At 68.1% G+C, this 24,709-nt stretch carries 21 protein-coding genes; 16 read left to right on the top strand and 5 right to left on the bottom strand.

The window, feature by feature from the left end; genetic code table 11:
* Positions 1-35: 35 nt before the first annotated feature.
* A complete protein-coding gene (dpgA, locus tag ACW4TU_RS00335; protein ID WP_457423386.1) occupies positions 36-1,094 on the bottom strand; it encodes a 3,5-dihydroxyphenylacetyl-CoA synthase DpgA in 1,059 nt (352 codons plus the stop codon).
* Positions 1,095-1,136: 42 nt separating this feature from the next.
* Positions 1,137-2,294, bottom strand: a complete 1,158-nt coding sequence (locus ACW4TU_RS00330; protein ID WP_457423384.1) for a glycine amidinotransferase — start codon at positions 2,292-2,294, stop codon at positions 1,137-1,139.
* 721 nt (positions 2,295-3,015) lie between these two features.
* Between ACW4TU_RS00330 and ACW4TU_RS00325 the strand changes: the two genes are divergently transcribed.
* From ACW4TU_RS00325 to ACW4TU_RS00285, 9 genes are all read left to right on the top strand, one after another.
* Complete coding sequence (locus tag ACW4TU_RS00325; protein ID WP_457423382.1) at positions 3,016-3,924, top strand: 2-oxoglutarate and iron-dependent oxygenase domain-containing protein; 909 nt, start codon at positions 3,016-3,018, stop codon at positions 3,922-3,924.
* A 141-nt stretch (positions 3,925-4,065) separates the two neighbouring features.
* A complete protein-coding gene (locus ACW4TU_RS00320) occupies positions 4,066-5,439 on the top strand; it encodes a DUF6002 family protein (protein ID WP_457423380.1) in 1,374 nt (457 codons plus the stop codon).
* The gene (locus ACW4TU_RS00315; protein ID WP_457423378.1) at positions 5,440-6,603 is read left to right on the top strand and encodes a hypothetical protein; all 1,164 of its coding nucleotides are present in this window, start codon (positions 5,440-5,442) and stop codon (positions 6,601-6,603) included. It begins immediately after the preceding gene.
* A 25-nt stretch (positions 6,604-6,628) separates the two neighbouring features.
* Positions 6,629-7,777 carry a GNAT family N-acetyltransferase gene (locus ACW4TU_RS00310; protein WP_457423376.1) on the top strand — a complete coding sequence of 383 codons (1,149 nt, stop codon included), beginning with the start codon at positions 6,629-6,631 and terminating at the stop codon, positions 7,775-7,777.
* A gap of 69 nt (positions 7,778-7,846) precedes the next feature.
* Positions 7,847-9,202: an ATP-grasp domain-containing protein gene (locus tag ACW4TU_RS00305; protein ID WP_457423374.1), complete on the top strand. Its 1,356-nt coding sequence runs from the start codon at positions 7,847-7,849 to the stop codon at positions 9,200-9,202.
* 44 nt (positions 9,203-9,246) lie between these two features.
* Positions 9,247-10,206 carry a TauD/TfdA dioxygenase family protein gene (locus ACW4TU_RS00300; protein ID WP_457423372.1) on the top strand — a complete coding sequence of 320 codons (960 nt, stop codon included), beginning with the start codon at positions 9,247-9,249 and terminating at the stop codon, positions 10,204-10,206.
* The gene (locus ACW4TU_RS00295; protein WP_457423370.1) at positions 10,166-11,233 is read left to right on the top strand and encodes a methyltransferase; all 1,068 of its coding nucleotides are present in this window, start codon (positions 10,166-10,168) and stop codon (positions 11,231-11,233) included. Before ACW4TU_RS00300 ends, ACW4TU_RS00295 begins: the two co-directional genes overlap by 41 nt.
* 333 nt (positions 11,234-11,566) lie before the next feature.
* Positions 11,567-11,827 carry a DUF418 domain-containing protein gene (locus ACW4TU_RS00290; protein ID WP_457423368.1) on the top strand — a complete coding sequence of 87 codons (261 nt, stop codon included), beginning with the start codon at positions 11,567-11,569 and terminating at the stop codon, positions 11,825-11,827.
* 849 nt (positions 11,828-12,676) lie between these two features.
* On the top strand, positions 12,677-13,693 hold the full coding sequence (locus ACW4TU_RS00285; RefSeq protein WP_457430621.1) for a transposase: 1,017 nt from the start codon (positions 12,677-12,679) through the stop codon (positions 13,691-13,693).
* An 88-nt stretch (positions 13,694-13,781) separates the two neighbouring features.
* On the opposite strand, the gene ACW4TU_RS00280 is transcribed toward ACW4TU_RS00285, so the two are convergent.
* Together ACW4TU_RS00280 and ACW4TU_RS00275 are read right to left on the bottom strand one after the other, a co-directional pair.
* Positions 13,782-14,900, bottom strand: a complete 1,119-nt coding sequence (locus ACW4TU_RS00280; RefSeq protein WP_457423366.1) for a fatty acid desaturase family protein — start codon at positions 14,898-14,900, stop codon at positions 13,782-13,784.
* A 7-nt stretch (positions 14,901-14,907) separates the two neighbouring features.
* Positions 14,908-15,963, bottom strand: coding sequence for a ferredoxin reductase (locus tag ACW4TU_RS00275; RefSeq protein WP_457423364.1), 1,056 nt, complete (start codon positions 15,961-15,963; stop codon positions 14,908-14,910).
* An 86-nt stretch (positions 15,964-16,049) separates the two neighbouring features.
* Between ACW4TU_RS00275 and ACW4TU_RS00270 the strand changes: the two genes are divergently transcribed.
* From ACW4TU_RS00270 to ACW4TU_RS00250, 5 genes are all read left to right on the top strand, one after another.
* Positions 16,050-17,189: a PucR family transcriptional regulator gene (locus ACW4TU_RS00270; protein WP_457423362.1), complete on the top strand. Its 1,140-nt coding sequence runs from the start codon at positions 16,050-16,052 to the stop codon at positions 17,187-17,189.
* Positions 17,190-17,747: 558 nt separating this feature from the next.
* On the top strand, positions 17,748-18,086 hold the full coding sequence (locus ACW4TU_RS00265; protein ID WP_457423360.1) for a thioredoxin family protein: 339 nt from the start codon (positions 17,748-17,750) through the stop codon (positions 18,084-18,086).
* Positions 18,087-18,407: 321 nt separating this feature from the next.
* A complete protein-coding gene (locus ACW4TU_RS00260) occupies positions 18,408-18,662 on the top strand; it encodes a hypothetical protein (RefSeq protein WP_457423358.1) in 255 nt (84 codons plus the stop codon).
* A gap of 810 nt (positions 18,663-19,472) precedes the next feature.
* The gene (locus ACW4TU_RS00255; RefSeq protein ID WP_457423356.1) at positions 19,473-19,886 is read left to right on the top strand and encodes a hypothetical protein; all 414 of its coding nucleotides are present in this window, start codon (positions 19,473-19,475) and stop codon (positions 19,884-19,886) included.
* A gap of 211 nt (positions 19,887-20,097) precedes the next feature.
* Complete coding sequence (locus tag ACW4TU_RS00250; RefSeq protein WP_457423354.1) at positions 20,098-20,418, top strand: hypothetical protein; 321 nt, start codon at positions 20,098-20,100, stop codon at positions 20,416-20,418.
* Between the two features lie 85 nt (positions 20,419-20,503).
* On the opposite strand, the gene ACW4TU_RS00245 is transcribed toward ACW4TU_RS00250, so the two are convergent.
* Positions 20,504-21,424: a helix-turn-helix transcriptional regulator gene (locus ACW4TU_RS00245; protein WP_457423352.1), complete on the bottom strand. Its 921-nt coding sequence runs from the start codon at positions 21,422-21,424 to the stop codon at positions 20,504-20,506.
* 173 nt (positions 21,425-21,597) lie between these two features.
* Here ACW4TU_RS00245 and ACW4TU_RS00240 point away from each other — a divergent pair, with 173 nt between their 5' ends.
* Both ACW4TU_RS00240 and ACW4TU_RS00235 read left to right on the top strand, forming a co-directional pair.
* Complete coding sequence (locus ACW4TU_RS00240) at positions 21,598-22,944, top strand: aldehyde dehydrogenase family protein (RefSeq protein ID WP_457423349.1); 1,347 nt, start codon at positions 21,598-21,600, stop codon at positions 22,942-22,944.
* A 180-nt stretch (positions 22,945-23,124) separates the two neighbouring features.
* On the top strand, positions 23,125-24,213 hold the full coding sequence (locus tag ACW4TU_RS00235; protein ID WP_457423347.1) for an alkene reductase: 1,089 nt from the start codon (positions 23,125-23,127) through the stop codon (positions 24,211-24,213).
* The last annotated feature ends 496 nt before the right edge of the window (positions 24,214-24,709 follow it).

Genomic DNA, 24,709 nt, shown 5'->3' with positions numbered 1-24,709 from the left:
GTTGCTTCGCACCGTCACACCTCTTTCCCGGCCCGTCACCACCGTGCCAGGGCCATTTCGATGGTCGAGCCGGGACCCATCGTCATCAGAATCCCGAAGTCCCCGGAGACAGCCGCCTTCTCGTCAGCGAGCCGTTGACAGGAGAAGAGAAAAGATCCGCTGGACAGGTTGCCGTGGTCACGCAGTACACCCGTGGTGTGCCGGACGTCGTGTCGGCTCAGGCCGAGGTTGACCCGGACGGAGTCCACGACCTTCTTTCCGCCTGCGTGCACCACCCAGTGAGCGAGTTCGGAGCGGCGCACGCCGGTACCCATCAGCAGCCTTTCCACGAGCTCTTCGGCATGGGCCCCCACGACGTATGGCACCTGCGGGTCGAGGGCGAAACTGAACTTGTGCTGCTCGTCGTCCCAGTCGTAGCGCATCGCGTCCACCGCCTCGGGAATGGTGCGGCTGGCGAAGGCCAGCAGTTCTGGGCCCGCGGCCGGCGGCTGAGTACCGCCGGCCGTCACCGCGACGGCGGCGGCGCCGTCACCGAAGAGGCTGTTGACCACGGAGGTACGCCGCGTACCGTCGATGACGTACGCTGCCGAGCACACCTCGATGCACACCATGACCGCCAGTTCGCCGGCGTGGCATCGTGACCATCCCGCCACCGACGCCAGTGCGTTCAGCCCTGCGTTGCATCCCATGCCGACCACATCCAGGCGGTAGCAGCTGGGACTGATCCCCATGTCCTTGAGCAGAAGGGCGGAGAAGCCGGGGGTGAGGAACCCGGTGGACGTGACGCAGCACAGGTGCCGCACGTCCGTCACATCGGCGCCGGCCTCCGCAAGACAGGCGAGCACTGCCTCCCTGCCCAGCCGCAGCCCTTCTGTCAGGTGCTTGGCCAGTAACTCCCCTTGGGACTCCACCGCACGGGACTGGTCCGGCAGTTGAGGCGGCAGGGTCAGTCCGCGCCGTCGGATCGTACTGTTGCGGAAGATCGCCCGGGTCGCGGGATCGGTGATCCCGAATGCCTGCAGGAGTTCGTCCTGAGTGTAGGAGACCGAGGGCAGGGCGGTCCCGATGCCGATGAGTCGAGCCGGAGCGAGCACGCGGTCTCCTTCTGTGGCAGGCGGTCCCGGCGTGGACCGGCTTCAGTCGAGGTAGTCCTCCAGCCCGCCTTCGCGCACTGTGTCGAGGGTGAAGCAGTGGAAGCCGCCGCCGAACAGCCGTCGGTGCCTGTGCCGTACCGGCACCACTGTGAAACCGTGCTTCTCCAGCATGCGCATCAGCTCCGGGCAGGCCTCGTTGACGAGTACGGTCTCCGGGGAGACGGACAGCACGTTCAGGTCGATGAACGGGCTGGTGAGGATCAGATCGGAATCGTCGTACGACGGGAAGTGGTTGCGCTCCGGAGCCGGAGGCACGATCAGGTCCCATGAGCGGAGCTTCTTGGGCAGCCTGTCGCGCAGCTCGGGTGTGCGGACCAGGAGAGTACCGGGCCGCAGCGCGAGCACCATGCTGTCGATGTGGCTGTCGCTGATGCGGTGAACCCGGTGGATGCGAAAACGGCCTGCCAGGTGACGCTCCAGCCAGTCGCACGCGAGCGTGTGATTGGCGGTGGAGACGTTCACGACCAGGTCCCGGCCCAGGCGCAGGACCTGGGCACCGTCGAACATCATCTCCGTGCCGACGTCGTAGCTCGTGGGCTGCGGATCGGCGATGGGCTCAGTCGGGCCACCGACAGAGCTGACCCTGGCGTACGACAGGTCGAAAGACGCATCCGTCATGAGGGGCCGCGGCATCACCGTCCAGCGGGCTCCCTGCTCGAAGTACCGCTGGAACACAGGTGTCAGGAACTGGGTCTCGAAGTAGCGGGACCGGATCATCGGTGGCGTTTCGATGATCTCGTCGCCGACGATGAGGGTGTTGTCCCGTACGTTGAGCGGAGGCACCACCGAGGCGCTCCAAGCGAGTGCGCGCACCTCGGCCGTCTCGGCGTCCAGGTCCATCGGACGGTGAACGGTCACCCCCAGCGTGGTGAGAGCATCCACGATGCCCGCCAAGTCCTCGTTGAGTTCGTCCACGTAGCGCTGTTTGATCGGCACGGTTCCGCTCGGTGACGACTCGCTGTGTCCACCGGCGGTCAGCCGCGGGTAAAACCACTCCGAGCGGGAGGCGTTGTCACCGGCGATGTTGTCGTGGAAGAAGAGGTCGAAGGACAGTTCACGCTGATGCGAGGTGTAGTTCGTCGCAGAGCCGACCACCACCTCCTTGAGCGGCGACCATTCATCGAAACTGTTGAGCATCATGCGTGCTCCATCGATTGTCGTCATGCACCGCAGCGGGACAGCTCACAGGCCGGGCAGGGGCGCGGCGGCATTCGTGGCACGAGCCGGACGGAGTCCAGCCCACCGCTGGCGCCAAATGTGGTGCGGCTCCTCAGTGTTGGGCATGTGCAGGATGAACGGAAGACCGTGCCTGGCGACCTGCACCGTACTTTCGGACATTCGCCCGACCTGTCCCAGGGGGACTCTCTGCCGTCAAGACGCCCTGTGAATACGTCATGACTCGTTAAGAAAGGTGCCGTCACCAGACAGATACTTCACGGCGCGATAACGGATGCGTTTCCGGCGCAAGGTGACCGAAAGTCGACCCCACGGGGTTGCGGCGGTTATGCAGTGCTCACAAGATGACTGGGGCAACACAGGAACTGCTGCCCACGATCCGGACGGAGCGGGCGAGCGGCGGTCTCATTCCCCTCATGCCGACCTGGCGGCAGCCTGCATCGACCACCGGGGCTCTTCGCCATTCCTTCACGAGTGCACAATCCGCCAAAGGGACCGGACGCGGCGCTGAGCGGCCCTGCATTCGCTCCCTTCGACGCCTACTCGTGCAGCCCATGGGACGGGCCCGCAGTCAGGCCTCCAGCCCTTGCGGCGTGCGTGGCCGGACCTATCGGCGTGGCGCGACCAAGCGGCCCGGGAAACACCCCAGGCTCCTTCGATCGGCGACGAAACGGGAGGTAACAGGGTGATACCGCAAATACGGCTGCCAGGTCCTGCGGCCGGTTGGACCTCGAAAGAGCGACAGGCGGTCGCTGACGACATAGGCGACATCTGCCGGCGCGAAGGATTCTTCTTCGTCCGCGACCACGGTATTCCCGTCGAACTGATCCAGGACGTCTACGCGGAAATGCGCACCTTCTACAGTCTGCCGTCCGACGAAAAGAACAAGTACGACGCCGCAGAGGAGTCCCAGTTCCTGGGCTACCGAGGACTCGGCAGGGAAAGGAGCCGCACCCACAGCGGCACCGAAGCCTGCGAGCAGTTCCGGATCGGCAACGTCACCGGCGAACTGACCCTTCCCGAGTCCGTGGACTTTTACCACGAACCCTTCCCCAAGTCCTTGGAGCTGTTCCACCGGTTGACCGACCTGGGTGACGGCCTCCTGGCCGCCTGCGCCATCGACCTGGGGCTGGGCGATGACTTCTTCACCGGCTACCTGAACACTCCGCTGCATCGCCTCGGACTGAACTACTACGGCGCCAGCCACCTGTCCGACGTCGGCTCGAAGGTCAACTACGCCATGTCGCCGCACATCGACCTGTCACTGCTGACCATCCTGCACCAGGACGAACCCGGCCTGGACGTCCGCGGCAGCGACGGCTCGTGGTCCGAAGTGCCCATCGAGCCGGACACCTTGTTCGTCTTCCTCGCCGACTACGTCCAGCGCTGGTCCAACGGCCGGCACCGGGCAGCACCGCACCGGGTGAGCGCGGTGCGGCAGGACCGCATGTCCATCCAGTACAAGCACCGACCCGACTATGGCGTGGTGGTCGCGCCACTTGACGCCCTCGCCCAGGCCGAACCGCCCAAATACGCGCCGCTCGACACCGGTTCGGACTATGTGGCCGTTCTGAAGTCGATCCTCGGCAATTGAATCCCCTCCGGCGCCCAACGACCTTCCTCGGCGCCTTCCCGCACCGCGCACGGTTCGGCAGGAACACTCGTCACCCCAGGGAGCAAGGGCCGCAGTGAACAGACTCGAAGCGGATAGCCGGCCACCGTCCGGAGTGCCGTCATGACGTACGCGGACGCCGGCAACGTCACACGCAACCCAGTCCTTGAGCACTACCACCGACTGCCCGACATCGTGGCGGCATGCGGTCAGGAGCCGCACGGTGCCCCACAGCCCGAGGGGTTCCGGCCCGGCTTCCACTTCCCCGAGCTGGACGAAGCCGTCCGCGAGTATTTCGCCGCCGCGGTCGTTTCCTGGCGTCGGCTGGAGGACTTCCAGGGGCACCCGATGCGGCTGCTGGACCTGACCGCCAACCCTGCCACCCAGACCACCAAGACCCCGGCTTCCCTGCTCATCGTGGCGCGCGCCGTCGAACACCTGCGTCGCACCGGGATCCCCGTCCTGCTGGTCACACCCACCTCCGCGAACAAGGGCACCGCCCTGCGCGACGCTGTGCTACGGGCGCTCGAACTGGGTCTGGCCGAACCTCACCAGTTACGAGTGGTGACGATCAGCCCCGCAGCCTGTCGCAGCAAGCTGCGCCGCAGCCGGCTCATCACCGACCCCGAACTGCGCGCACTCAACCCCGTTCTGCTGTACGAAGGTCAACAGGCCGAAGACGTCAAACCGCTCGCTCGGGAGTTCGTACGCACACACGCGGCTGACTGGGCCCGGCATACCGGTGGCCGGATGTGGTTCTCGCTGGAGCTGGCCAACTACATGGTGGCGGACGCCACCCGGGCGTTCTTCGAGGAAGACGCCGACCCGATCACGCCGGGCGAGGTACGCACGCACGCCCACGCCGTCTCCAGTGCCTTCGGCCTGCTCGGCTATCACACCGGCAGGACCCTGCTGGAAGCCGCTTCCGAGGCCGCGTCCATACAGCGGCCGGAGTCGTATCTCGTCCAGCACCTCCACATCCCGGACATGGTGCTCAGCCAGCGTTTCGGCAGCTTCGACCGCCGCAACGCGCCAAGGTACGCCTGGGACCCCGCCGCGCGCCTGTACCACCAGGACGTCGACCCGACTTTCCCCTACACGACGCAGAGCCCGAGTGAGATCATCGATCCCACGTTCTACACCCACCGGCCGCCCACCGCCCAGCGCATGAACGAGATCATTGGCAAGTTCGGCGGCGGCGGGATCGTCGTGTCACGGCATGAGTGCCTGCAGCACTACCCGGCCGTGCGTACCGCACTGGCCCATGCCGGGCTCAGCTTGCCCGAGGACCCGGACGAACTCGCTGAATGGTCACTGCTGATGGCGATGACCGGCGTGCGGGAAGGAGTGGAACGCGGACTTATCGGCCCACACCGGACCGTCGTCATCCACGGTTCCGGAACCTACGCGCGCTCCGACTACCAGCCGTTGCACGACGGCGACGCGCATCTGGTGCAGAGTGTCGCGGACGTGGCCGCCGCCGTCGGAGTGAAGTGAATGGCCCGCCTACTGATCCTGGGTACAGGTTCGCTGGCCACCGCGACCTGCTGTGCCCTGGCAGATCTGTCCCACGTAGGCCTGCGCGTCACCGTGGCGGGCCGTCGGCACACAGCCGTCACAGAGCTGGTCTACCTCGCCGGCGCCCGCGCCGTCGTCGCGGGCACGGGCGTCACCTTCACCGCAGCCCAGGCCACAACGGACGTGGAAGCGCTGTGTGAGCTGATCAGGGCAGAGCGTCCGGACCTTGTACTGGTCTGCGCCTCGATGCACTCGCCTTGGGAGCGCGAACGCACTCCCAGCGCCTGGACCGACCTGATCGCCCAGGCGGGTTTCGGGCTCACTCTGCCGTTCCAGGCCGACCTCGCCGTACGAGCCGCCACCGCCGTGGCCGCAGAAGGCCACAGCACCCGGTTGGTCAACGCCTGCTTCCCGGACGCGGTCAATCCTCTGCTCAGCGCTCTCCACCTGCCGGTACTGTGCGGTATCGGCAACGCTGGGCTGGTGGCCTCGTCCCTCACACACGCCCTGGGCGCCGTCGATCCACAACGGCTGCAGGTCCTCGCCCACCATGTCCACCTCAGCCGGCCCCGGTCGGCCGACGACGAGGCTCGCGCCTGGCTGGACGGCACGCCTGTCCCCGACGTGACACAGCACCTGGCCGCACAGCGGGCCACCGGCCGCGAACGCCTCAACCTGGTGACCGGCCGCACCGCTGCCCGACTGGTCGCAGCGCTGCTGTACGGCGCGGACTGGGACACCAGCCTGCCAGGGCCGTGGGGCCTCCCGGGCGGCTACCCGGCACGGATACGCGGCGGGACTCTGCAACCGGCACTGCCCCCGGGGCTGACCCAGGAAGCAGCAGTGGCATGGAACCGGCAGGTGGGCGCGGCGGAAGGAGTGGACATCGCCGACGGGACGGTCCGCTTCACCGGACGCCTCAGCGCCGCGCTGCACGCGCTGAACGAGCACGAGGAGACCACCGGGCCGCGATCACTCGACGCACCGCAGGCAGGCGACATCGCCGATCTGGCCGACGGCTTCCCGATCGGCGAACTGAACGCCGCGCGCACCGTTGTGGAGACACTCCGTGCCCGTCTGCGAACCAGACCAGCCGCCCACCAGGCGAAGGCGGGGCAGACGGATGCAGGCGCCCGTGTGTGATGCGGCATGGACGGAAGGTGCGGAGATGATGCTGGACCGGCTGTACGCGGCGGGCGGGTACCGCTGGCGCAACGGCGAGGGCCCGGTGGTCCGCACTGCCCACCGGTTGTTCGACGTCATGGCGGCGCGCCGTCCAGTGTGGGTCGAGTCACTGAGCGGCGACGGCATGGTGCAGCTGGCGTACGCGGGCCTACCCGAGGGAGTACATCTGACGCTGCCCTTCCTCGAGCACCGCCGCGTCCCGGCAGCCGGAGCCGTGAGGACATCCGTCCGCCGCCGCTGGGGTAACCTGCTCGCCGCCCCCACTGCGGAACACACCGACCTGGCAGTCACCGGCTACGACATCCACCATGCCCGTCACCTGCCACAAGCACGCTCCCTCACGCTCCCTTTCCGGCTGGCGCTCACGGTACCGCTCGGCGACAAGGCCGACGTCCTGGGGCGGGTCTCCCGCAAGGACCGTCAGCAGTTCGTGCGGCAGCGCCAGTGCCGCACCTGGGCCCTTGAAGTTGCCACCCGGGAAGCCGACTTCGCGTACTTCTACGACCACATGCACGCACCGACCATGCAGGTCCGGCACGGCGAGGGCACCCGCTCGGAGCGGCGCGCAATCGCCCATACCGAGATTTTCCGTAAAGGCGTGCTGTTCTTCCTGAGCCACTCCGGCGAACCCGTGGCAGGCGCCTTGTGCCGGCTGGAGCCCACCACCGGCATCTTGACGCTGCGGCTGGTCGGCGTAGCGGACGGCAACCCCGCCCACTACCGCGGGGGCACGTATACCGCCCTCTTCATCCACGTGCTCGAGTGGGCCGCACATCAAGGCATGGTCTCGGTCGACCTGGGCGGCTGCGAGCCCTTCATCAGCAAGGGCACTTTCCAGTTCAAGCGCAAGCTGCACCCCGTGGTCACCATGCCGGGCAACCATTTCCGCCACAAGCGACTGCGGGTGACCGTCCTGCGCGACACGGAGCCCGTACGCCGCTTCCTCATCGACAATCCAATGATCGCCCTCGACGACCGAGGCGGGTTCGTAGCCGTCTACTTCCACGACGGCCGACGGCCGCCCCGTGGCGATCTGCCGTGGCGGACCGCCGGCATCGCGCGGGCGCAACACGTGGATCTGGACTCATTCCTGCATTCCGGCCCGAGGCGGCCGTCCGCCCCCTTCCCGTGACCACCGGGCGCGCGCTGCACCGATACCGCTCGTCCCGCGTCAAACCCGATCTCAGGAAGGCTAGTTCGAGTGGAATCGGAAACCCACCGATGGTTCGATGCCCGCCCCTACCGCCACCACGAGCGCAGCCCGGCGGACGACGTCGTCGAGGTACTCCGCGACGAGCTGCGCGACTGCGGAACCTGGGTGCACACACAGCCCGTTCCCCTCGAGCCGTTCGCCGTGTCCAAGGCCACCTACGATGAGCTGTTCTCAGCAGCCCGAGGCCTACTCGGCCTGCTGCGCCAAGCGCTGCTCGAGTCCGCCCCCGACCGGCCGGGCAGGCTTGCGGCCCTGGGAGTCCGGCCCACCACCCACTCCTTCCCCTTCTTCATCGACGACGACGCCTTCGAGCTGCGCCACTGCGACGCGATGGCCCGCCCCGACGTCGTCATCGGGCCCGACGGTCCCCGCTTCCTCGAATTCAACGTCAGCGGAGCCTTCGGAGGACCCACAGAAGCCCATGGATTCGACCGGGCATGGACCCGCCTGTTCGGCGTACCCGGACGGCCCCTGCCCTTCACGGTGGACGACCCGTTCGCGGCCCGCGCCGATCTGTTCGAGGAGTTATGCGGCTCACTTGGCCTGCCACGCGCAGTAGCTCTGGTGGGCAATCGGGTGGACCGCCGGGGCGAGACAACCCGCTACTTCGACGGCGAGGCCGCTTATCTGAGAGAACGCGGCTTCGACGCGCAAGTTCTGGAGCCGGGCGACCTGCCGCACAAGGTCGGCCGGCCCGGACATCTGAGGTTCCCGCTGGCGCTGCGCTACTTCGCACCCGCCGACTGGGTATCCCGCGGCGAACCGCTCGATCCAGTGCACGCCGTCCTTGACGCAGGCTGCGTCCTGTACCCCCCGGAGAGCAGCTATCTGGTGGCCAACAAAAAGGTGCTGGCGTGGCTCTCCGAGGGCCGCCCCTGGATGGCTGGGCACGACCAGCGGCTCGTGACCCGGTACGTTCCCTGGACCCGAGTCGCCCGTGAGAGCAAGGTCGAGTGGCGGGGCGACCGGGTGGACCTGCTCCGTCTCCTGACCACGCACCGCGAGTCGTTCGTGCTGAAGCCGGCCGTCGGCATGATGGGCCGGGGCGTGGTGATGGGCCGTACATGCACCCAGCCTCAGTGGGAGGCGACGGTCACCAGCGCCCTCGCCACCGGCGACTCGATCGTGCAGGAATACGTCGAACCCGGCCGCTATGAGCTGGAGATGGTGGCAGGACCCGGCTCCACGCCCTACCGGTCCTCAGTTGCCCCGGTCCTCAGCCCCTGCCTTTTCGGTGGTCGGACGGGCGGAGTGTACGCGCGCTACTACCCCGACGGCCGCAGCGGCGTGGTGGGTGTGGCACAGGGCGGCGCCATGGAGAACGTGGTCCTGGCTGCCGCCTGACCAGTACTCCACGGCTACCAGCGAACAGGAGGTGGCTCCCTCACATGCCGGACCACACTTGGGAGATCGAACGTCTCACCGGAAGCATCGGCGCAGAGCTGTCGGGGCTCGACATCTCTCATGTGGACGCGGCCGCCGCGGACCGGCTCAAGGCCCTGGTCTCCACTCACGGGGTGATCTTCCTGCGCGGTCAGCCCACCGATCCGGCGGTCCTGGTCGAACTGGCCGCTCACTTCGGCTCGGTGCTGCCCGCCCATCCCCTCAAACAGGGACTACCAGGCCACCCCGAGGTGCTGGCCAACCAGACGGGGGGCGTTCGTCCCGAGGACGTGCGCAGCCGTGACATCCACAACCGGCACGGAACCAACTGGCACCTGGACTGCACCTTCGTGCGCGAAGTGCCGACCTACTCACTGCTCCAGGCCGCACGCCTTCCGCAGACGGGCGGTGACACCCTCTTCGCGGATCTGGCCGGCGCCTACAGTGTGCTGTCAGAACCCCTGCGCACCCTCGCAGAGGGCCTCAGTTGCGCACACGACGCGCGGCTGCTCTACGCCGACTGGCTCGCACCGGGCGCCGACTCGGCCCTGCGTGACCGACTGCTGGCGCTGCCTGCGGTCAGCCATCCGCTGGTCGCGGTCGACCAGCGCGCCGACGGCCGCCGTTCACTGGTTCTCAACCCCAATTGCGTGTCGACCATCGAAGGGCTGTCCGACCTGGAGGGTCGCACTCTCCTTGACCTGTTCCTGCACCACGCCCTGGTTCCGGAGCGCACGGTGCGCTGGCGTTGGGCAGTGGGGGACATCGCCGTTTGGGACAACGTCCGGCTGCTGCACAACTACGTACTGGACCACGGTGGCGCCGACCGCATGATCTACCGTGCGCTCGCCGGCTCCGCCCCGCTCACCGGCGTCACCTGCAAGAGTCGCGAGATCGCCTCCGCCCCCACCCACCGTCCGACCGATGGAGGTGCCCGCCAAGATGAAATCCTCACAGACGTATGACGAAGACGACGCCGTCCTCGAACGCTTCCACCTGCTGGTGAATTCTCCGGCCCTGTTCAATTCCCTGGTCACCGCGCTGGAAGTCGACCTGTTCACCATCGTGTCCGGCGGGCTGTCGTCTTTCGATGAAATTCGCGGGGCCACTGGACTGCCACCGCACTCACTCCGGGTCCTGTTGTACGCGGTGTGCACCACCGGCTTACTCCAACGGCGCGACGGGCACTACATGAATTCTCGGGTCGCTGAGGACATGCTCACCGGCGACACCCCGGACAGCTGGCGGCACATTCTGGTCGGCTGGCGGGAGGTGTACTACCCCGCTTTCGCGCATCTGACGGAAGCCCTGAGGGCCGGTACGAACACCGCGCTGGCCGCTCATCCGGGCAGTGAACCCACTCTCTATCAACGTCTGGCACACGATCCCGGGCTGGAGGCTGTCTTCCACCGTGCCATGGGCGCCTTCACCCTGCGCAGCGTCGACGCTCTCGTGGAGAGCGAGCAGTTCGCCTCTACGCGTCGGCTACTTGACGTGGGCGGCGGCGATGGCACCACCAGCACTCGGCTGACCGCCCGGTACCCGAAACTGACCTCGACCATCTTCGATATACCGAGTGTGTCGCACATCGCTGAGCAAGCCACCGCCCCGTCCTTCGGGGAGCGGGTGACGGTGCATCCCGGTGACCTGTTCGCCGATCCCTTTCCCACTGGCAGCGACACGGTGCTGTTCAGCCATGTACTGGAAATCTTCTCCGGCGAACAGATCACGACTCTTCTGGCCAAGGCCATGGACGTGCTGCCGCCCGGCGGACAAGTCTTGATCTATGGGTACAACGCATCGGACGACGAAACCGAAGGCTGGTATTCGGCGCGTCTCACGCTCTATCTGAATGCCCTGGCCAGTGGTCAGGGCATGGCCTATCCCGCCGGAAACTACGAAGAATGGCTGCGGCAGGCGGGCTACCAACAGGTTCGCACACTCACCGGATATCCCTACGAACACGGCCTTCACATCGGGGTGAAAGCCTGAAGCCACGGTGGGCGCGGCTGCCACGCCCAGCAGTGCATGAGGTCGCTGGAGGAGCGGGAGACGGCTGCCCGTGTGTGGAACGCCGCCGTCGTAGCCGCGTGAGGAGGCCGGGTCCGTCACGGCGGTCCGCATCGACCGCGCCTCGATGACCTCCGCCGTGGGCTCGGCCGCACGCCCCTCCCGCTCCCGGGCGCACTGCGAGCAGAAGCCGCAGGCGGGCCTCGGCGACGCAGGTCTTCCACACCGGGCCCCTACTGCAAACCGGCGCCTGGCGCCGCGCTCTCGTACCGCAACGATCCACCCGATCACCGACAGCACGTGTACCTGGCCGTCATGGACGCTTTCCCCCGGCTGCGCCGCCTGGCGGGGCTCGTCATCGAGGTCGGCTCGATGTCGCTGACGGCGTACGTCCACCACATCGTCGCCATCTGGCTCCTGGGCACCGAGGAAGCGACCGTCCAGTGCGTGTACATCCTGCTCGGCTTCATCGCGTCCGTCACCGTCCTCGCCACCATCCGGTCCCGTTTCTTCCCGCGAGGGCCGCTCGAATGGCTGATGCGCCGGGCGACCGGGATCGCCCGGCGCATTCACTGAGACGCATCCACAGCCGACGTCCACGACCGTGTCTGCTTGCTCAGGCGGAGACGCACACCGTGGACAGCAAGGTTGAGGCACCGAGCACCTGAGGCACCCGTGCAGGTCACATAATGCAGTCCTCACAGCCCATGCCTTCCACCCAGCCCGCCCGCCGGCAAACCGAGTGCACGTACAGCACCCGACTACCGGCCCGACCACGGCAGCAGGCCAGCGCACTACAACACCGCGCCGGGGGGTGTGTGCTGAGTAGGTGACGCTGTCGGGGATCTTGGAGATTGGCAGGTCGGGTGCATGGGTGGCCGTCGGATCCGGTCTTCCCTCACGGGGCCTTCTCTGCGGCTCAACGCGGTGTTCGTGGTCTCCGTGAACCCGTGATCACGCCCCCTGCAACGGTTTCGCGAACGCCAGAACTGTGCCCTGCGATGTTGCCGTGGCGGGTGGTGCTCAAGTCAACCCGCACCAGGGTGTAGCCCTTGCGGAGTCAGTTCGAGCCGACTGTGCTCTGCGTTGTGGGTGCTGCTGCCACGGTGAAGCTCCGTCCCACCGGAGGAGACCGAGTTGTGCATTCGGCCCCGCTCCGGCTCGGAGGTGCCGGAGCTGACCCCCTGGCCGAAGACGGCAGGGCGGACAAGCTGCTCGACCTCGTCCTGGAACGGATCAAAGCCGCCGGACTGGTCAGGGAACGAGGGCGGCAGCGGACCGAATCCACCCACATCCTGAGTGCGGTCCGGGACCTGACACGCCTTGAGATGGTCACCGAGGCCATGCGGGCTGCCCTGGAGGAAAGCGCACGTCAGGCACCGCAGGCGCTGGTCGGGCTGGTCACGGACGAGTGGGGTGAACGCTATGGACGGCCGGCTCGGCCGGACCCCGACCCAGCCGAAGACGCGCATCAAGAACGCCGGGTACGACGTCTATCTCTTGCTGCGCTACGTCCGCACCTACCTGCGCGTGCTGTGGCAGAGGCCGCAGGTCCAGGCACTGCGGCAGATCTTTCTCCAGAACTACTGGGTCGACGAGCGAGCGCGAGGTCGGTGGCGCGAACCTGATGAGGCCGGACTACCGCCCTCGTCCACCGCGATCGTCTCGCCCTACGACCTGACCGCCCGGTATTCCCGCCGGAACGACACACGCTGGAAGGAGTTCCTGGCCCATGTCACGGAGACCTGCGACGACGACGCGGTGAACATCATCACGAACGTGACCACCACCCCGGCCGCGCTGCACGACATCAGGGCCCTGCCCACCATCCATGACCGGCTGGCCCAGCGGGACCTTCTGCCTGACGAGCACCTGGTCGACGGCGGCTACACCTCTGTAGTCCAGCAGGACCAATCCGCTCGCGAGCACGGGATCACCCTGGTGGGACCGGCCCGGAAGAAGCGGGCCCGCCAGTCACGCCAGGGCAACGTGTTCGACCGCGACGCGCTCTCCATCGACTGGGAACGACAACAGGTCGTCTGCCCGCAGGGCCAACCGAGCCGGGAATGGTCGACGCCGCTGTCGATCGCCCCCTATACCCGGGTCAGGTTTGCCAAGGAGGACTGCGGCCAGTGCCCGGTCAAGTCCAGCTGCACCCGCGGCGACCGACGGCAGCTGAACTTCCTGCCCCAGCAGCTCTACGAGCGGCAGGCTGCCGCCCGAGCCGCCCAGCAGACCACTTCCTGGAAGGCGAACTACGCGATGCGCGCCGGCATCGAGAGCACCGTCAACGGCCACGGCATGCGACAAATCCGCTATCGCAGCCAACCAAGACCCACGTCCAACACGTCCTCACCGCCATCGCCGTCAATGTCGAGCGCGTCAACGCAGAACTCGCTACACCAACGGCTGAGCGCCAACCTCGAACACCCACCGCGCTGATGTCGCGGCCGCCCACCGTCCGCAACGGATCTCACCGAACCCGGCGGTGCCGCCGGTAGGGCCGAAAGATCTGAACCGATACCGGGAATCAGGCCGCGACGAGCTCCTGCTCGCGGTCCGGTGCCTGGGCCTTGGGCTTCTTGTTCGGCAGCGAGAGCCGGAAGACCTTGTGCCACGCGGAGAACACCTGCTTGGGGAGCGGTCCGGTGACGTACTCCAGCTCGTACTTGTCGAACAGCGCGCGCACCTTCACCGCGACCTCGGCGTACCGGTTGCTCGGCAGGTCCGGGAACAGGTGGTGCTCGATCTGGTGCGACAGGTTGCCGGTCATGAAGTGCATGGCCCTGCTTCCGCTGATGTTCGCCGAGCCCATCATCTGGCGGAGGTACCACTGGCCGCGCGTCTCGCCCTTGATCGAGTGGCGCTCGAAGACCTGCACGCCCTCGGGGAAGTGCCCGCACATGATCACCGAGTGGGTCCAGATGTTGCGGACCAGGTTCGCGGTGAACGTGGCGGCGAGCGTGGTGGGGAACGACGGGCCCGACAGCAGCGGGTGGATCACGTAGTCCTTGAGTACCTGCTTGCGGATCTTGCGGCCCACGGCCTTGGCCCGCGCGCGGAACTCCGGGTTCTTGCGGCGGCGCTTGTGCAGGTTCTTGGCGAGTTCCAGGTCGTACGCTGCGATGCCGTACTCGAAGAAGCAGGCGTTGATGAAGTTCCACAGCGGCTGGCCGAGGTGGAACGGGTGCCACCTCTGGTCCTCGTCGACGCGCATGATGCCGTAGCCGAGGTCGTTGTCCTTGCCGATCACGTTGGTGTACGTGTGGTGCAGCTCGTTGTGCGAGTGCTTCCACTGCTCGGACGGCGAGGCGTGATCCCACTCCCAGGTGGTGGAGTGGATCTTCGGGTCTCGCATCCAGTCCCACTGGCCGTGCAGGACGTTGTGGCCGATCTCCATGTTGTCCATGATCTTCGCCACGGACAGACCGGCGGTGCCGAGCAGCCACGCGGGCGGGAAGATCGAGAAGAGCAGCACGCCCCTGCTGACCAGCTCGAGCTTGCGCTGTGCCGAGATGACCTTACGGATGTAGGCGGCGTCTTTCTCGCCGCGGCCGGCGATCACCTCGTCGCGGATCGCGTCCAGTTCGCGGCCGAGCTCCTCGATCTGCTCCGCGGTCAGGTGGGCGGTGGGGTCGATGGCGGTCAAGGTGCTCCTACCGTTCGATGTCGCAGGGGCCCGCCGCGGCGGACACGCAGGTCTGGATGAGGACGCCCGGCTCGGCCTCGGTGATCTCGCCGGTGCGCAGGTCGCGGACGGCGCCCGCCTTGAGCGGCGTGACGCAGCCGAAGCAGATGCCCATGCGGCACCCGGAGGGCATGAGCACGCCGGCTTCCTCGCCGATGTCCAGCAACGGCGTGGCGCCGTCCGCGTCGACGGTCTTGCCGGTGGCGCTGAACGTGACCTCGCCGCCGTCACCGGTGACGACGATGTTGGGGCGGAAGCGTTCGGTGTGCAGGCGCTCTTGTACGGCGTGCTCGGTCCAGTGCTCCTCGGCAGCGTCGAGCAGGCCCGCGGGCCCGCAGGCCCAGGTCTCGCGCTCGGCCCAGTCGGGCACGAGTTCGTCGAGACGGGCGATGTCGAGCATGCCGTCCGTGTCGGTGTGCACCTCGGTGAGCCGCAGCTTCTTGTCCGCGACCAGCTCGTGCAGTTCGTTGCGGAAGATCACGTCCTGCGGCTGTGGCGCGCAGTGGACCATGACGACGTCGTCGAACTCGATGTCGCGCAGCATGCCCATCACGGGCGTGATGCCGCTGCCGGCCGTCAGGTAGAGCACCTTGGCGGGCTTGGCCTGCGGCAGCACGAAGTCACCGGTCGGCTGGTCGAGCTGGATCAGCGTGCCCGGTTTCGCCCTGCGGACCAGGTGGTTGCTGACCTTGCCGTCCGGGATCGCCTTCACGGTGATCGTGACGCGGCCGTCCTGGCGGTTCGTCGGCGAGGTGATGGAGTAGGCGCGCCACAGGCGCACCCCGTCGACGTCGACCCCGATCCGCACGTACTGACCGGCTGTGTGGCCGCGCCAGCCCCGTCCCGGCCTGATCACGATGGTCGCGGCGTCACCCGTCTCTGGGTGCACGGCCTCGATGCGCCCACGCAGGTCGGCGCCTCCACGCAGCGGGCTGACCAGGTCGAGGTAGTCCGACGGCAGCAGCGGCGTCGTAACCATCTCCAGCAGTTTCCACGCCCTGCTGCGGAGGGCTGTACTCGTCATGACTACAGCTTGCTGCGCCTCAAGGCGTAAAGTCCTGACCGCAGGACGTAAATCTGGTCGGCTGAATTGTTCGCAGGGAACAAAACGTGAGCCATACAATCAGGAGGGCCAGCGAAATGGCCCTGGATGAGACGACGGTCACCGCGCTTCGGGCCGCGCTGAAGGCCACCGCCGACGAGGTCGTCCAGGCGATCATCGACGAGGTCCCTCCTTACGCCAACGCCCTTTCGGGCAGCATGGGCGGCACCATCCGCCGAGCCGTCCGCACCGCCCTGGGGCACTACCTGGACATCGCGAGCGGGAACGCCACAGGCGGTGACGCCGGTGACGCGGCCTACGAGCTGGGCCGCGGTGAGGTGCGCGACGGCCGTTCGATGGACGCTCTGCTCAGCGCCTACCGCGTCGGCGCCCGCGTGGCCTGGCGATGCCTGGCAGCGGGTGCCGTACCCGCAGGTCTGCCCGCCGCCGAGGTCGCCAAGTTCGCCGAGCTGACCTTCGCCTACATCGACGAGCTCTCCGCCGCGAGCGCCGCGGGCCACGCCGACGAACTGGCAGTCCGGGGCAGGGCCCACGAGCGCCACCTGGAGCACCTGGCCCGCGACCTCCTCGCCGACGCGAGCCCGGACGTGCTGCTGGCCTCTGTTCAACGGGCCGGGTGGCAGCCTCCGGTTTCGCTGACCGCGGTCCTGCTGCCAGCCGCCCAGGCCCGGCCTGCCTACCGCGCGCTCGACCCGAGCACCCTCGTCCTCGACGATCTGCCGGACGCGACCGGTGTGCTGCTCGTCCCCGATGCCGACCGATCACATATCTTGCGGCAGCTGACCGACCGCACCGCCGTGGTCGGCCCGGCCCGGCCCTGGACTCGTGCGTCCGCCTCGTACGCACGAGCCGTACGCGCGCGCTCCCTCTCCTCTGATATTCGCGACACCGAGGACCACCTGCCCGAACTGGTGCTGAGCGCCGACGCGGACGCGTACGCGGACCTGCGTGCCCGAGCCCTCGCACCGTTGCGGACCTTGCCTGTCGCGACCGCGCGGCGGCTGGAGGAGACGTTGCGGGCGTGGCTGCTGCACCAGGGCAGGCGGGACGAGGTGGCGGCGGCGTTGTTCGTCCATCCCCAGACGGTCCGGTACCGGATGTCGCAGCTGCGGGAGCTGTTTCCGGATCTCGCATCGCCACACCGGGTCCTTGAACTGACGCTCGCGGTCGGTCTTCGGGGCAGCTGACGCGTACTTCGACCGTCCACGACCGCGTCCGTGAGCGGTCCAGGAATCGTGCCCCGTTCTCGGTGCCATCAGCCGGCTCATGCGGCCCGGGGAAGAGCGGCATCAGTCGGCCGACACCGGAGGTTGAGGTGAAGACCGGACAAGGCCTCAGGAAGCTCGTCGGGGCGCTGTCTCTGAGAAGCGCGGTGGCGGATACGGCTCGACTGGATCCGGTGGACGATGCGCACCGGCCCGCTCGTCGACGCGTCCATCGAGCATCTGGTCGGTGAACTCGGCTGCTACGCCCTGGAAGACGGCTTTCATGTCGTCGTGGAGGGCGCTGTCCTGGCACGAGCTGCCCCACGGGCGCGCGGCGCGCTGCACCTGGGTGACCGGCGAGGCGGCCAGCCCGGGTCACCAGGGGCGGGGGGCGGGCCGCTCGCGCCGGGGACCACCGTGGTTCTGCGACGGCCCCGTGTCTCCCTTCCCACAGGTCGACCGGACGACAGACCGGGCCGGCCTGGCACACCGCGCGAGGGATGATGGGGGGAACGACGGAATGTGAGGTCAGGAGCTTCCATGGCGAATCAGGTTCACCGACCCCGTGAGGACGCGGAGTTCAACTTCATCCTCGGGATGAGCGGAGTTCCGGTCCTCGCATACTTCACCGGGACATGGCCCAAGGCGATCGAGCCCTGCCGGGTGATGGACCTCGTCGTGGGTGGCATCGCCGACGACTACACAGGCCGCCTGACGGCCGTCCGCGCCGACATCACGCGTTGTCCGGCCGCAACCGAGCGATACGGAATCACCGGTGCCCCGTCCTGCGTCCTGCTGAAGGAGGGAGAGGCGGTGGCGCACGGCACGGGGCCCATGACCATCACCGAGATACGGAAGTTCCTGGACGGCCACCTCTGAGCGGCCGCTGCGGCACATGGCCGCGCCCGTCACGTCTCGCCTGTGGGAGCTGCGCCTCCTGACACACCTTGGGTCTGAGACACCCCCACAGGTCGCTTACCCCGTCCAACGCGGTCGCGTCCGGCAGCGACACGGCCCCGCCCACGGCCTCCGGAAACGCCGGAGCCATCTCAGTGCCGCGCCTCGAGCACAGCACCACCCGACCCGCGTCGACGGACACCAGAGCCCGGAGTCCGTCCCACTTCGGTTATGCGCTGTTGAGCTGTCCACGGACTGTCGTCCAGCGTCATGTCGATCACCGGTTGGCGAGTGATTTCACCCGTGGACACCTGGCGTTGCCGCGCGAAGAGACCCCGTTCATGCGGGGAGTTCAGCGCCCTGTTCGCCGATCTCGGTGAGGGGTTGGACGATCTGGGTGTACCCGAGGGGCAGCCGTTCCTGATCAGTCCGGCGGGCGTGTACGACGTGGCGCTGAACCGGTACTTCTCGGTGTGGCCGGCGTCTTCGCCGTGGAACACCCAGGCCGCCCATGCCCGGGACCTGCGCACGTACTTCGACTTCCTGTGGTTCGCGTGAGGCAGGCGGAATGACTGGCGTGATGCGTCCATGGACGACCGGGCGGCGTACGAGTGGTGGCGGCGTCGTGATGAGCGTGGACCTCGTTTGGAGGACACGAGTTGGGACCGGGAGGTGTCCACTGTCAACCAGTTCTACCTGTGGGCGATCGAGCAGGACCTTGTCCGGGCCAATCCCATCCGTCAGCGCGCGGCTTCGGTGTGGTCTCCGTGGCGGGGCGGGGCCGGCGGCACGATGGTGCGGCAAGTGCCAGCCGAGACGTCGCACAGGGGGCCAGGGCGCGACGTGAAGTGGCTGCCACCGAAGTCGTATCGGCTTTGGCGCAGTGGCGGGCTGTGCGGCTTTGACTCGAAGGAGATGCCGAGGCGCGGGTTCCGTGGGAGATGGGCGGCGCGGAACGCGGCGTACGCGGATTCGATGGTCCGTACGGGGCTGCGGTTGTGCGAGCACTCGGCGCTGACGGTGTTCGATCTACCGGAGCTGCCGCCTGCGGCGTCGGGGATCGTCAACGCGCGAGCGGTGCTGCCGCACGCGATTTTCCAAGGGGAGGTCGGGCCGGGCGTTGTACTGGCCGGTGCCGGCGCCGGTGCTGCGGGATGTGCGCGACTACATGGAGTGGGACCGGGCCGAGATGCTCGACTATGGGCGCTCGCGCGGCTTCTACATCCCGACGCGCCGGTCGCTACTGGTGGAGGACCCGGCCGGGCCCCGGGTGAGGGTGGGTGGCCGGCGGGTGCCGGTGTCCCGCCTGGATGCGGAGGAGCGGCGCCGGCCGCTGGTGGCGACGGCCGATGGGGGTGGGAGCCGGCGATGGTGTGGCTGAACCAGTGGGGCCTGCCGATGACGATGTCCGGGTGGAAGCAGGTCTTCGCCGACGCCAACGCACGGTGCCGTGCCCAGGGCGTAGACGTGGGGGCGACGTCGTACATGCTGCGGCACTCGTACGCGGTGATCACGCTGGAGTTGCTGTGGCGAGGCCATCTGCAGGCGCTGGGCGAGATGAACGAGCAGCAGCGGCTGACGTATCAGCGGGTGTTCGGTGATCCGCTGAATTGGGTGCGGATCAGGCTCGGTCACCGGCCGGCGACGACCACGGCGCTCTATCTGCACACCTTGCAGGAGCTGGAGATGGGTATCCGGCTTGAACTGGTGCCGGAGGGGGCTTGGGAGCCGGTGGGCTTCAGCGACGAGGGCCGGCTGGAGCGGTCGGTGGTGGCCGCGTGAGCGAGGAGACACCCCCGCGCGGGTCGCGGCCGTGCGGAGGCTGTTCCCGGCGGCTTCTACGAGCCGCCCCCGACCGTGGAGTTCCCCGAGGACGGCGGGGCGCCGGTGGTGCGGTTCACCGGTGAGGACGGCCGCAGTGCGTGTTCCGGTTCGAGGAGTTGCCGCTGCCGGGATTTCGCGCACGCGCTGGGGGTGCGTTTCGCGCCCCACCGTGACCGCGATCGAGCGGCTCCTGGACATCCCGCACGCCACCTTCCACCGGCACTACGCCGACCTGATCGACGTGCACTTCCGGCCCCGCATCCCGGCGCAGGCCCAGCCTGCGACGCCGACTAAACCCTCCGGATCCGACGCGCATACGGAAGCCAACCTGAGCCGGCTGCGGAAGGAGAACACCGACCTGCGCCGCACTCTCACTCTGTACGAGGAGGCCATCCGCCAGCTGGCTCTCGAAAACGACGCCCTGCGCAGCGGCGGCACCGTTCTTCCACTGCCCAACCGCAGCACGCCCGCGCCACCCGGGCCGTCCTGAATCCGACACCCCCCGGAGTCGTCTGGCGTGCGAAAGGACTCTGGGCGTGGCGCGCAGCCGACTACCGATGATCAAGGGGAGTTCATCAACCGGTGCGTGCCGACGACGTGCTCGTTCCCGCCCGGGTCGCATCCGCGCCCCAGCTGGCCAGCAGTCGCAGAGCCTCCGCCGACGGGGAGTTCGGTTCGGCGTGGTAGGTCACCAGCATCTGCTCGTGGGCGTCGGCCTGGTGGAACGACTCGAGGCGGAGATCGAGTTCGCCGACGAGCGGGTGGTGCAGGCGCTGGATGCCGTGGCATTTCTCCTTGACGTTGTGGGTGGCCCACAGCCGCCTGAACTCCTCGCTCTTCACGGAGAGTTCGCCCACCAGCGCGGACAGCCGGGGGTCGTCCGGATGGGAGCCGGCGTCCATGCGCAGCTGGGAGACGACGTCGCTCGCTTTGTGCTCCCAGTCCACGAACAGGTCGCGGTACTCGGGCCTCAGGAACACCAGCCGCGCCCAGTTCTGCTCCCGCGTCGGCAGCTCGGCCCAGTCGCCGAAGACCGCCGCGGCCATCCGGTTCCAGACGAGGATGTCCGAGCGCCGCCCCACGAGGATCGCCGGAACACCGTCCATGGTGTCCAGCAGCGTCCGCAGGGGGCCCCGCACCTGTTGGGCGCGGCCGGCAGGCTTCTTCTTCTGTTTCGGCTTCGCCAGGTGCGTGAGGTGGGCGTGCTCGGCGTCGCTCAGCCTCAGCGCGCGGGCGATGGCGTCGAGGACCTCCGGCGACACGTGCTGCCCGTTGCCCTGCTCCAGGCGGGTGTAGTACGCCACGGACACCCCGGCCAGCTGCGCGAGCTCCTCGCGGCGCAGTCCCGGCACCCGCCGGTACCGCCCGTAGTCCGGCAGTCCCACGTCCTCCGGCTTCAGCCGGGCGCGTCGGGTGCGCAGGAACTCGCTGAGTTCGGCACGCGGGTCCAGCGCGCCGGTGGCGGGCTCGTGCACCGGTTGGGGGTATTCGTCCATGCCTCGAGTATCCACGGTCGGACGCACACCTTCCTGACCCAACCAGTGGTAGGCACGGCGCACGTACGCAAAGCCGTGACCTGGGTGGATGCCGGATCGTCCAGCACGCTGGCCACTGTGCCCGGCTGGAAGACGGCCGGGGCGTGGCCTGGATCAAGAACGGAGTACATCCCATGAGCGCGACACAGGGGATCGAGTCGAGGACGCATCAGAGTGAACCGGCCGCGGAGGTGGTGGGCCGCCTTCGTGCGACGTTCAACACCGGTGTCACCCGCCCATTGGACTGGCGCGTGAGCCAGTTGCAGCGGCTGCGGGCCCTGCTGGTCGAGAACGAGCAGGAACTGATCGAGGCGCTCTGGGCGGATCTGAGGAAGAACGCCGCCGAGGCGAAGATGCAGGAGATCGACTTCACCGTCGCCGACATCGACGAGGCACTGGCGAACCTCGAGAGCTGGCTTGAGCCTCGGCCGGTGGAGGTTCCCGCCCACTTCGGTCCCACGACCACGGCCTACACCACGTACGACCCGCTCGGGGTCGTCCTGGTGATCGCTCCCTGGAATTTCCCGCTGCACCTTCTCATCGACCCCATCATCGGCGCGCTGGCCGCCGGGAACACCGTGGTGGCCAAGCCGAGCGAGATGTCGGTGCACACCTCGGCGGTCGCCTCACGTCTCCTGCGTGAGTACTTCGACGCCGACGTGCTCACCGTCGTCGAGGGGGGCGCCGAGGAGACCACGGCCCTGCTGGCGCAGCGTTTCGACCAGATCTTCTACACCGGCAATGGCACCGTCGGCCGGATCGTCATGGCCGCAGCGGCCAAGCACCTCACCCCCGTCACGCTCGAACTCGGGGGCAAGTCGCCGGTCTTCGTGGCGCCCGACGCCGACGTGGACGAGACCGCGAAGCGGCTGGTCGGCGCCAAGTTCGGCAACGCGGGGCAGCAGTGCATAGCCCCCGACTACGTTCTGGCCGATCCTGCCACCGCCGCCGCACTGGTCCCCGCCCTGCGCGCGGCGGTCGACGCCCAGTTCGGTCCCACTCCGCAGACCTCAGCCGACTTCGGCCGGATCATCAACGAACGGCATTTCGACCGGCTCACCCGTCTGCTGGATTCCGGCCGTGCGGCGGTGGGAGGCCGGCACGACCGTGACGACCTGTTCATCGCACCGACCGTGCTGACCGATGTCGACCCCGCGTCGCCGGTCATGCAGGAGGAGATCTTCGGCCCGATCCTCGCCGTCGTCGAAGTCGCCGACCTCGACGCCGCCATCGCCTTCATCAACGAACGCGACAAGCCCCTCGCCCTCTACGCCTTCACCACCTCCGAGGCCACCAAGGCGCGCCTGGTGAACGAGACGTCCTCCGGCGGCGTCGCCTGGGGCCAGCCGGTGATGCAACTGCTCATGCCCGGCCTGCCTTTCGGCGGCGTCGGCGAAAGCGGCATGGGCCGCTACCACGGTCGGTACTCCCTCGAGACGTTCAGCCACCTCAAGGCCGTCGCGGACGTCCCGCTCACCTAGGCCCACGCCCTCGTGAAGCAGGCCGCCCGATAGGCGATCGGCACAGCAGAAAGCGCCTCTGACCAGCGGCATGGGGATTACTGAGGTCTCAGTTCTGTCGATCACCAGTTCCCCGACACCTCGCAGGACCGCGCTGCCGCCTGCCGTTTTCACCCGACCCATTCTTCGAAGGAAGCAGCCATGACCACCGCGTTCGACCCGATCGACCTGAGCGGCAAGACGCTCGCCAACCGCATCGCTATGGCACCGATGACCCGCAGCCGCGCCGACGCTCCCGCAGCCACGGCGACGGAGCTGATGGCGACCTATTACGCCCAGCGCGCGAGCGCCGGCCTGATCATCACCGAGGGCATCCAGCCGTCGGCGGGCGGCCAGGGCTACACCAACACCCCGGGCCTGCACTCCACCCAGCAGGTCGACGCCTGGCGGAACGTGACCGACGCCGTCCACGCCCAGGGCGGCACGATCTTCGCGCAGCTCATGCACACCGGCCGGATCAGCCACCCCAGCCTGCTGCCCGACGGAATCATCCCCGTCGCCCCCTCCTCCGTCGCGGCGGCGGGCCAGGTGTTCACCTATCAGGGCCCCCAGGACTACGTCACGCCGAAGGAACTGGACGAGGACGACATCACCCAGACGATCGCCGACTACGCCGACGCCGCGCGCAACGCGATCGCCGCCGGTTTCGACGGCGTGGAGATCCACGGGGCGAACGGCTACCTGATCCACCAGTTCCTCGCCCCCAACACCAATCTGCGCACCGACAGCTGGGGAGGCGGCGCCGCGGACCGGGCCCGCTTCGGTATCGAGGTCGCCACGGCCGTCGCGGAGGCGATCGGCAGCCACCGGACCGGCTTCCGTATCTCCCCCGGCAACCCCTACAACGACATCGCCGAGACCGACCCGGCGGACGTGCTGGAGACCTACGCCACCCTGATCGCCGCTCTCGCCCGGCTGGGCCTCGCCTACCTGCACCTGGTCGAGAGCCCGGACCGTGACCTGACCGCCCGGCTGCGCAAGGACTGGCCGACGGCGTTCATCCTCAACCCCTTCACGCACCCCGAGACCACCGGCCCCGGCGCTCTCGCCCACATCACGGACGGCACCGCGGACATCATCGCCTTCGGCGCGCTGTTCCTGGCCAACCCGGACCTGCCCGCCCGCCTCGCAGCCGGCGGCCCCTACAACACCCCCGATGCGGCCACCTTCTACGGCGGCGACCACCGCGGCTACACCGACTACCCGACGCTGCCCGCCGACAGCGCGTGACCTGAAAAGAAGTCATCGCCGGCGAGTGCGGAGGTAAGACACGGCGTGGCAGGCCACCGAAGTCTCTCTGGTCCTGACCTGTGTGCCTGGTGGCGACACTCGCCGCCTGCCATATCCAGCGGATTACCTTGGAGAACCAGCAGCTGAGAGAAGAGCTTGAGGCCGTGACGGGCGGCGCTCGCGGCGCGGGCGATCCCGGACACGGCGCCCGCCCTGCGCATCGCCGACCAGGGCCGCATCGCAAGCTTGGAGGACGCGTTCGCGACCGGGTCGGGGTGCGGCTGGCAGAACCGACGCCGCCACTGGTCCAGGGCCCTTCACACCGGAGGGCCCTGACCCATGCCCGCAGTGGACAACGGACAGAACGAAACCCCATCCAAAATTCCGGCTCGCCGCACAGCCCGGCCGCAGATCGGGCCCGGGCACGGGAGTAGTCAGCATCGGCTCCGGCAGCGTCCACGTCACACCGCATGCCTTCCGCTCGGCCGGTACGCCA

The sequence above is a fragment of the Streptomyces kryoterrae genome (assembly GCF_054072135.1).
The sequence above is the reverse complement of the archived record's forward strand: the minus strand, read 5'-3'. Positions and strand labels throughout refer to the sequence as shown.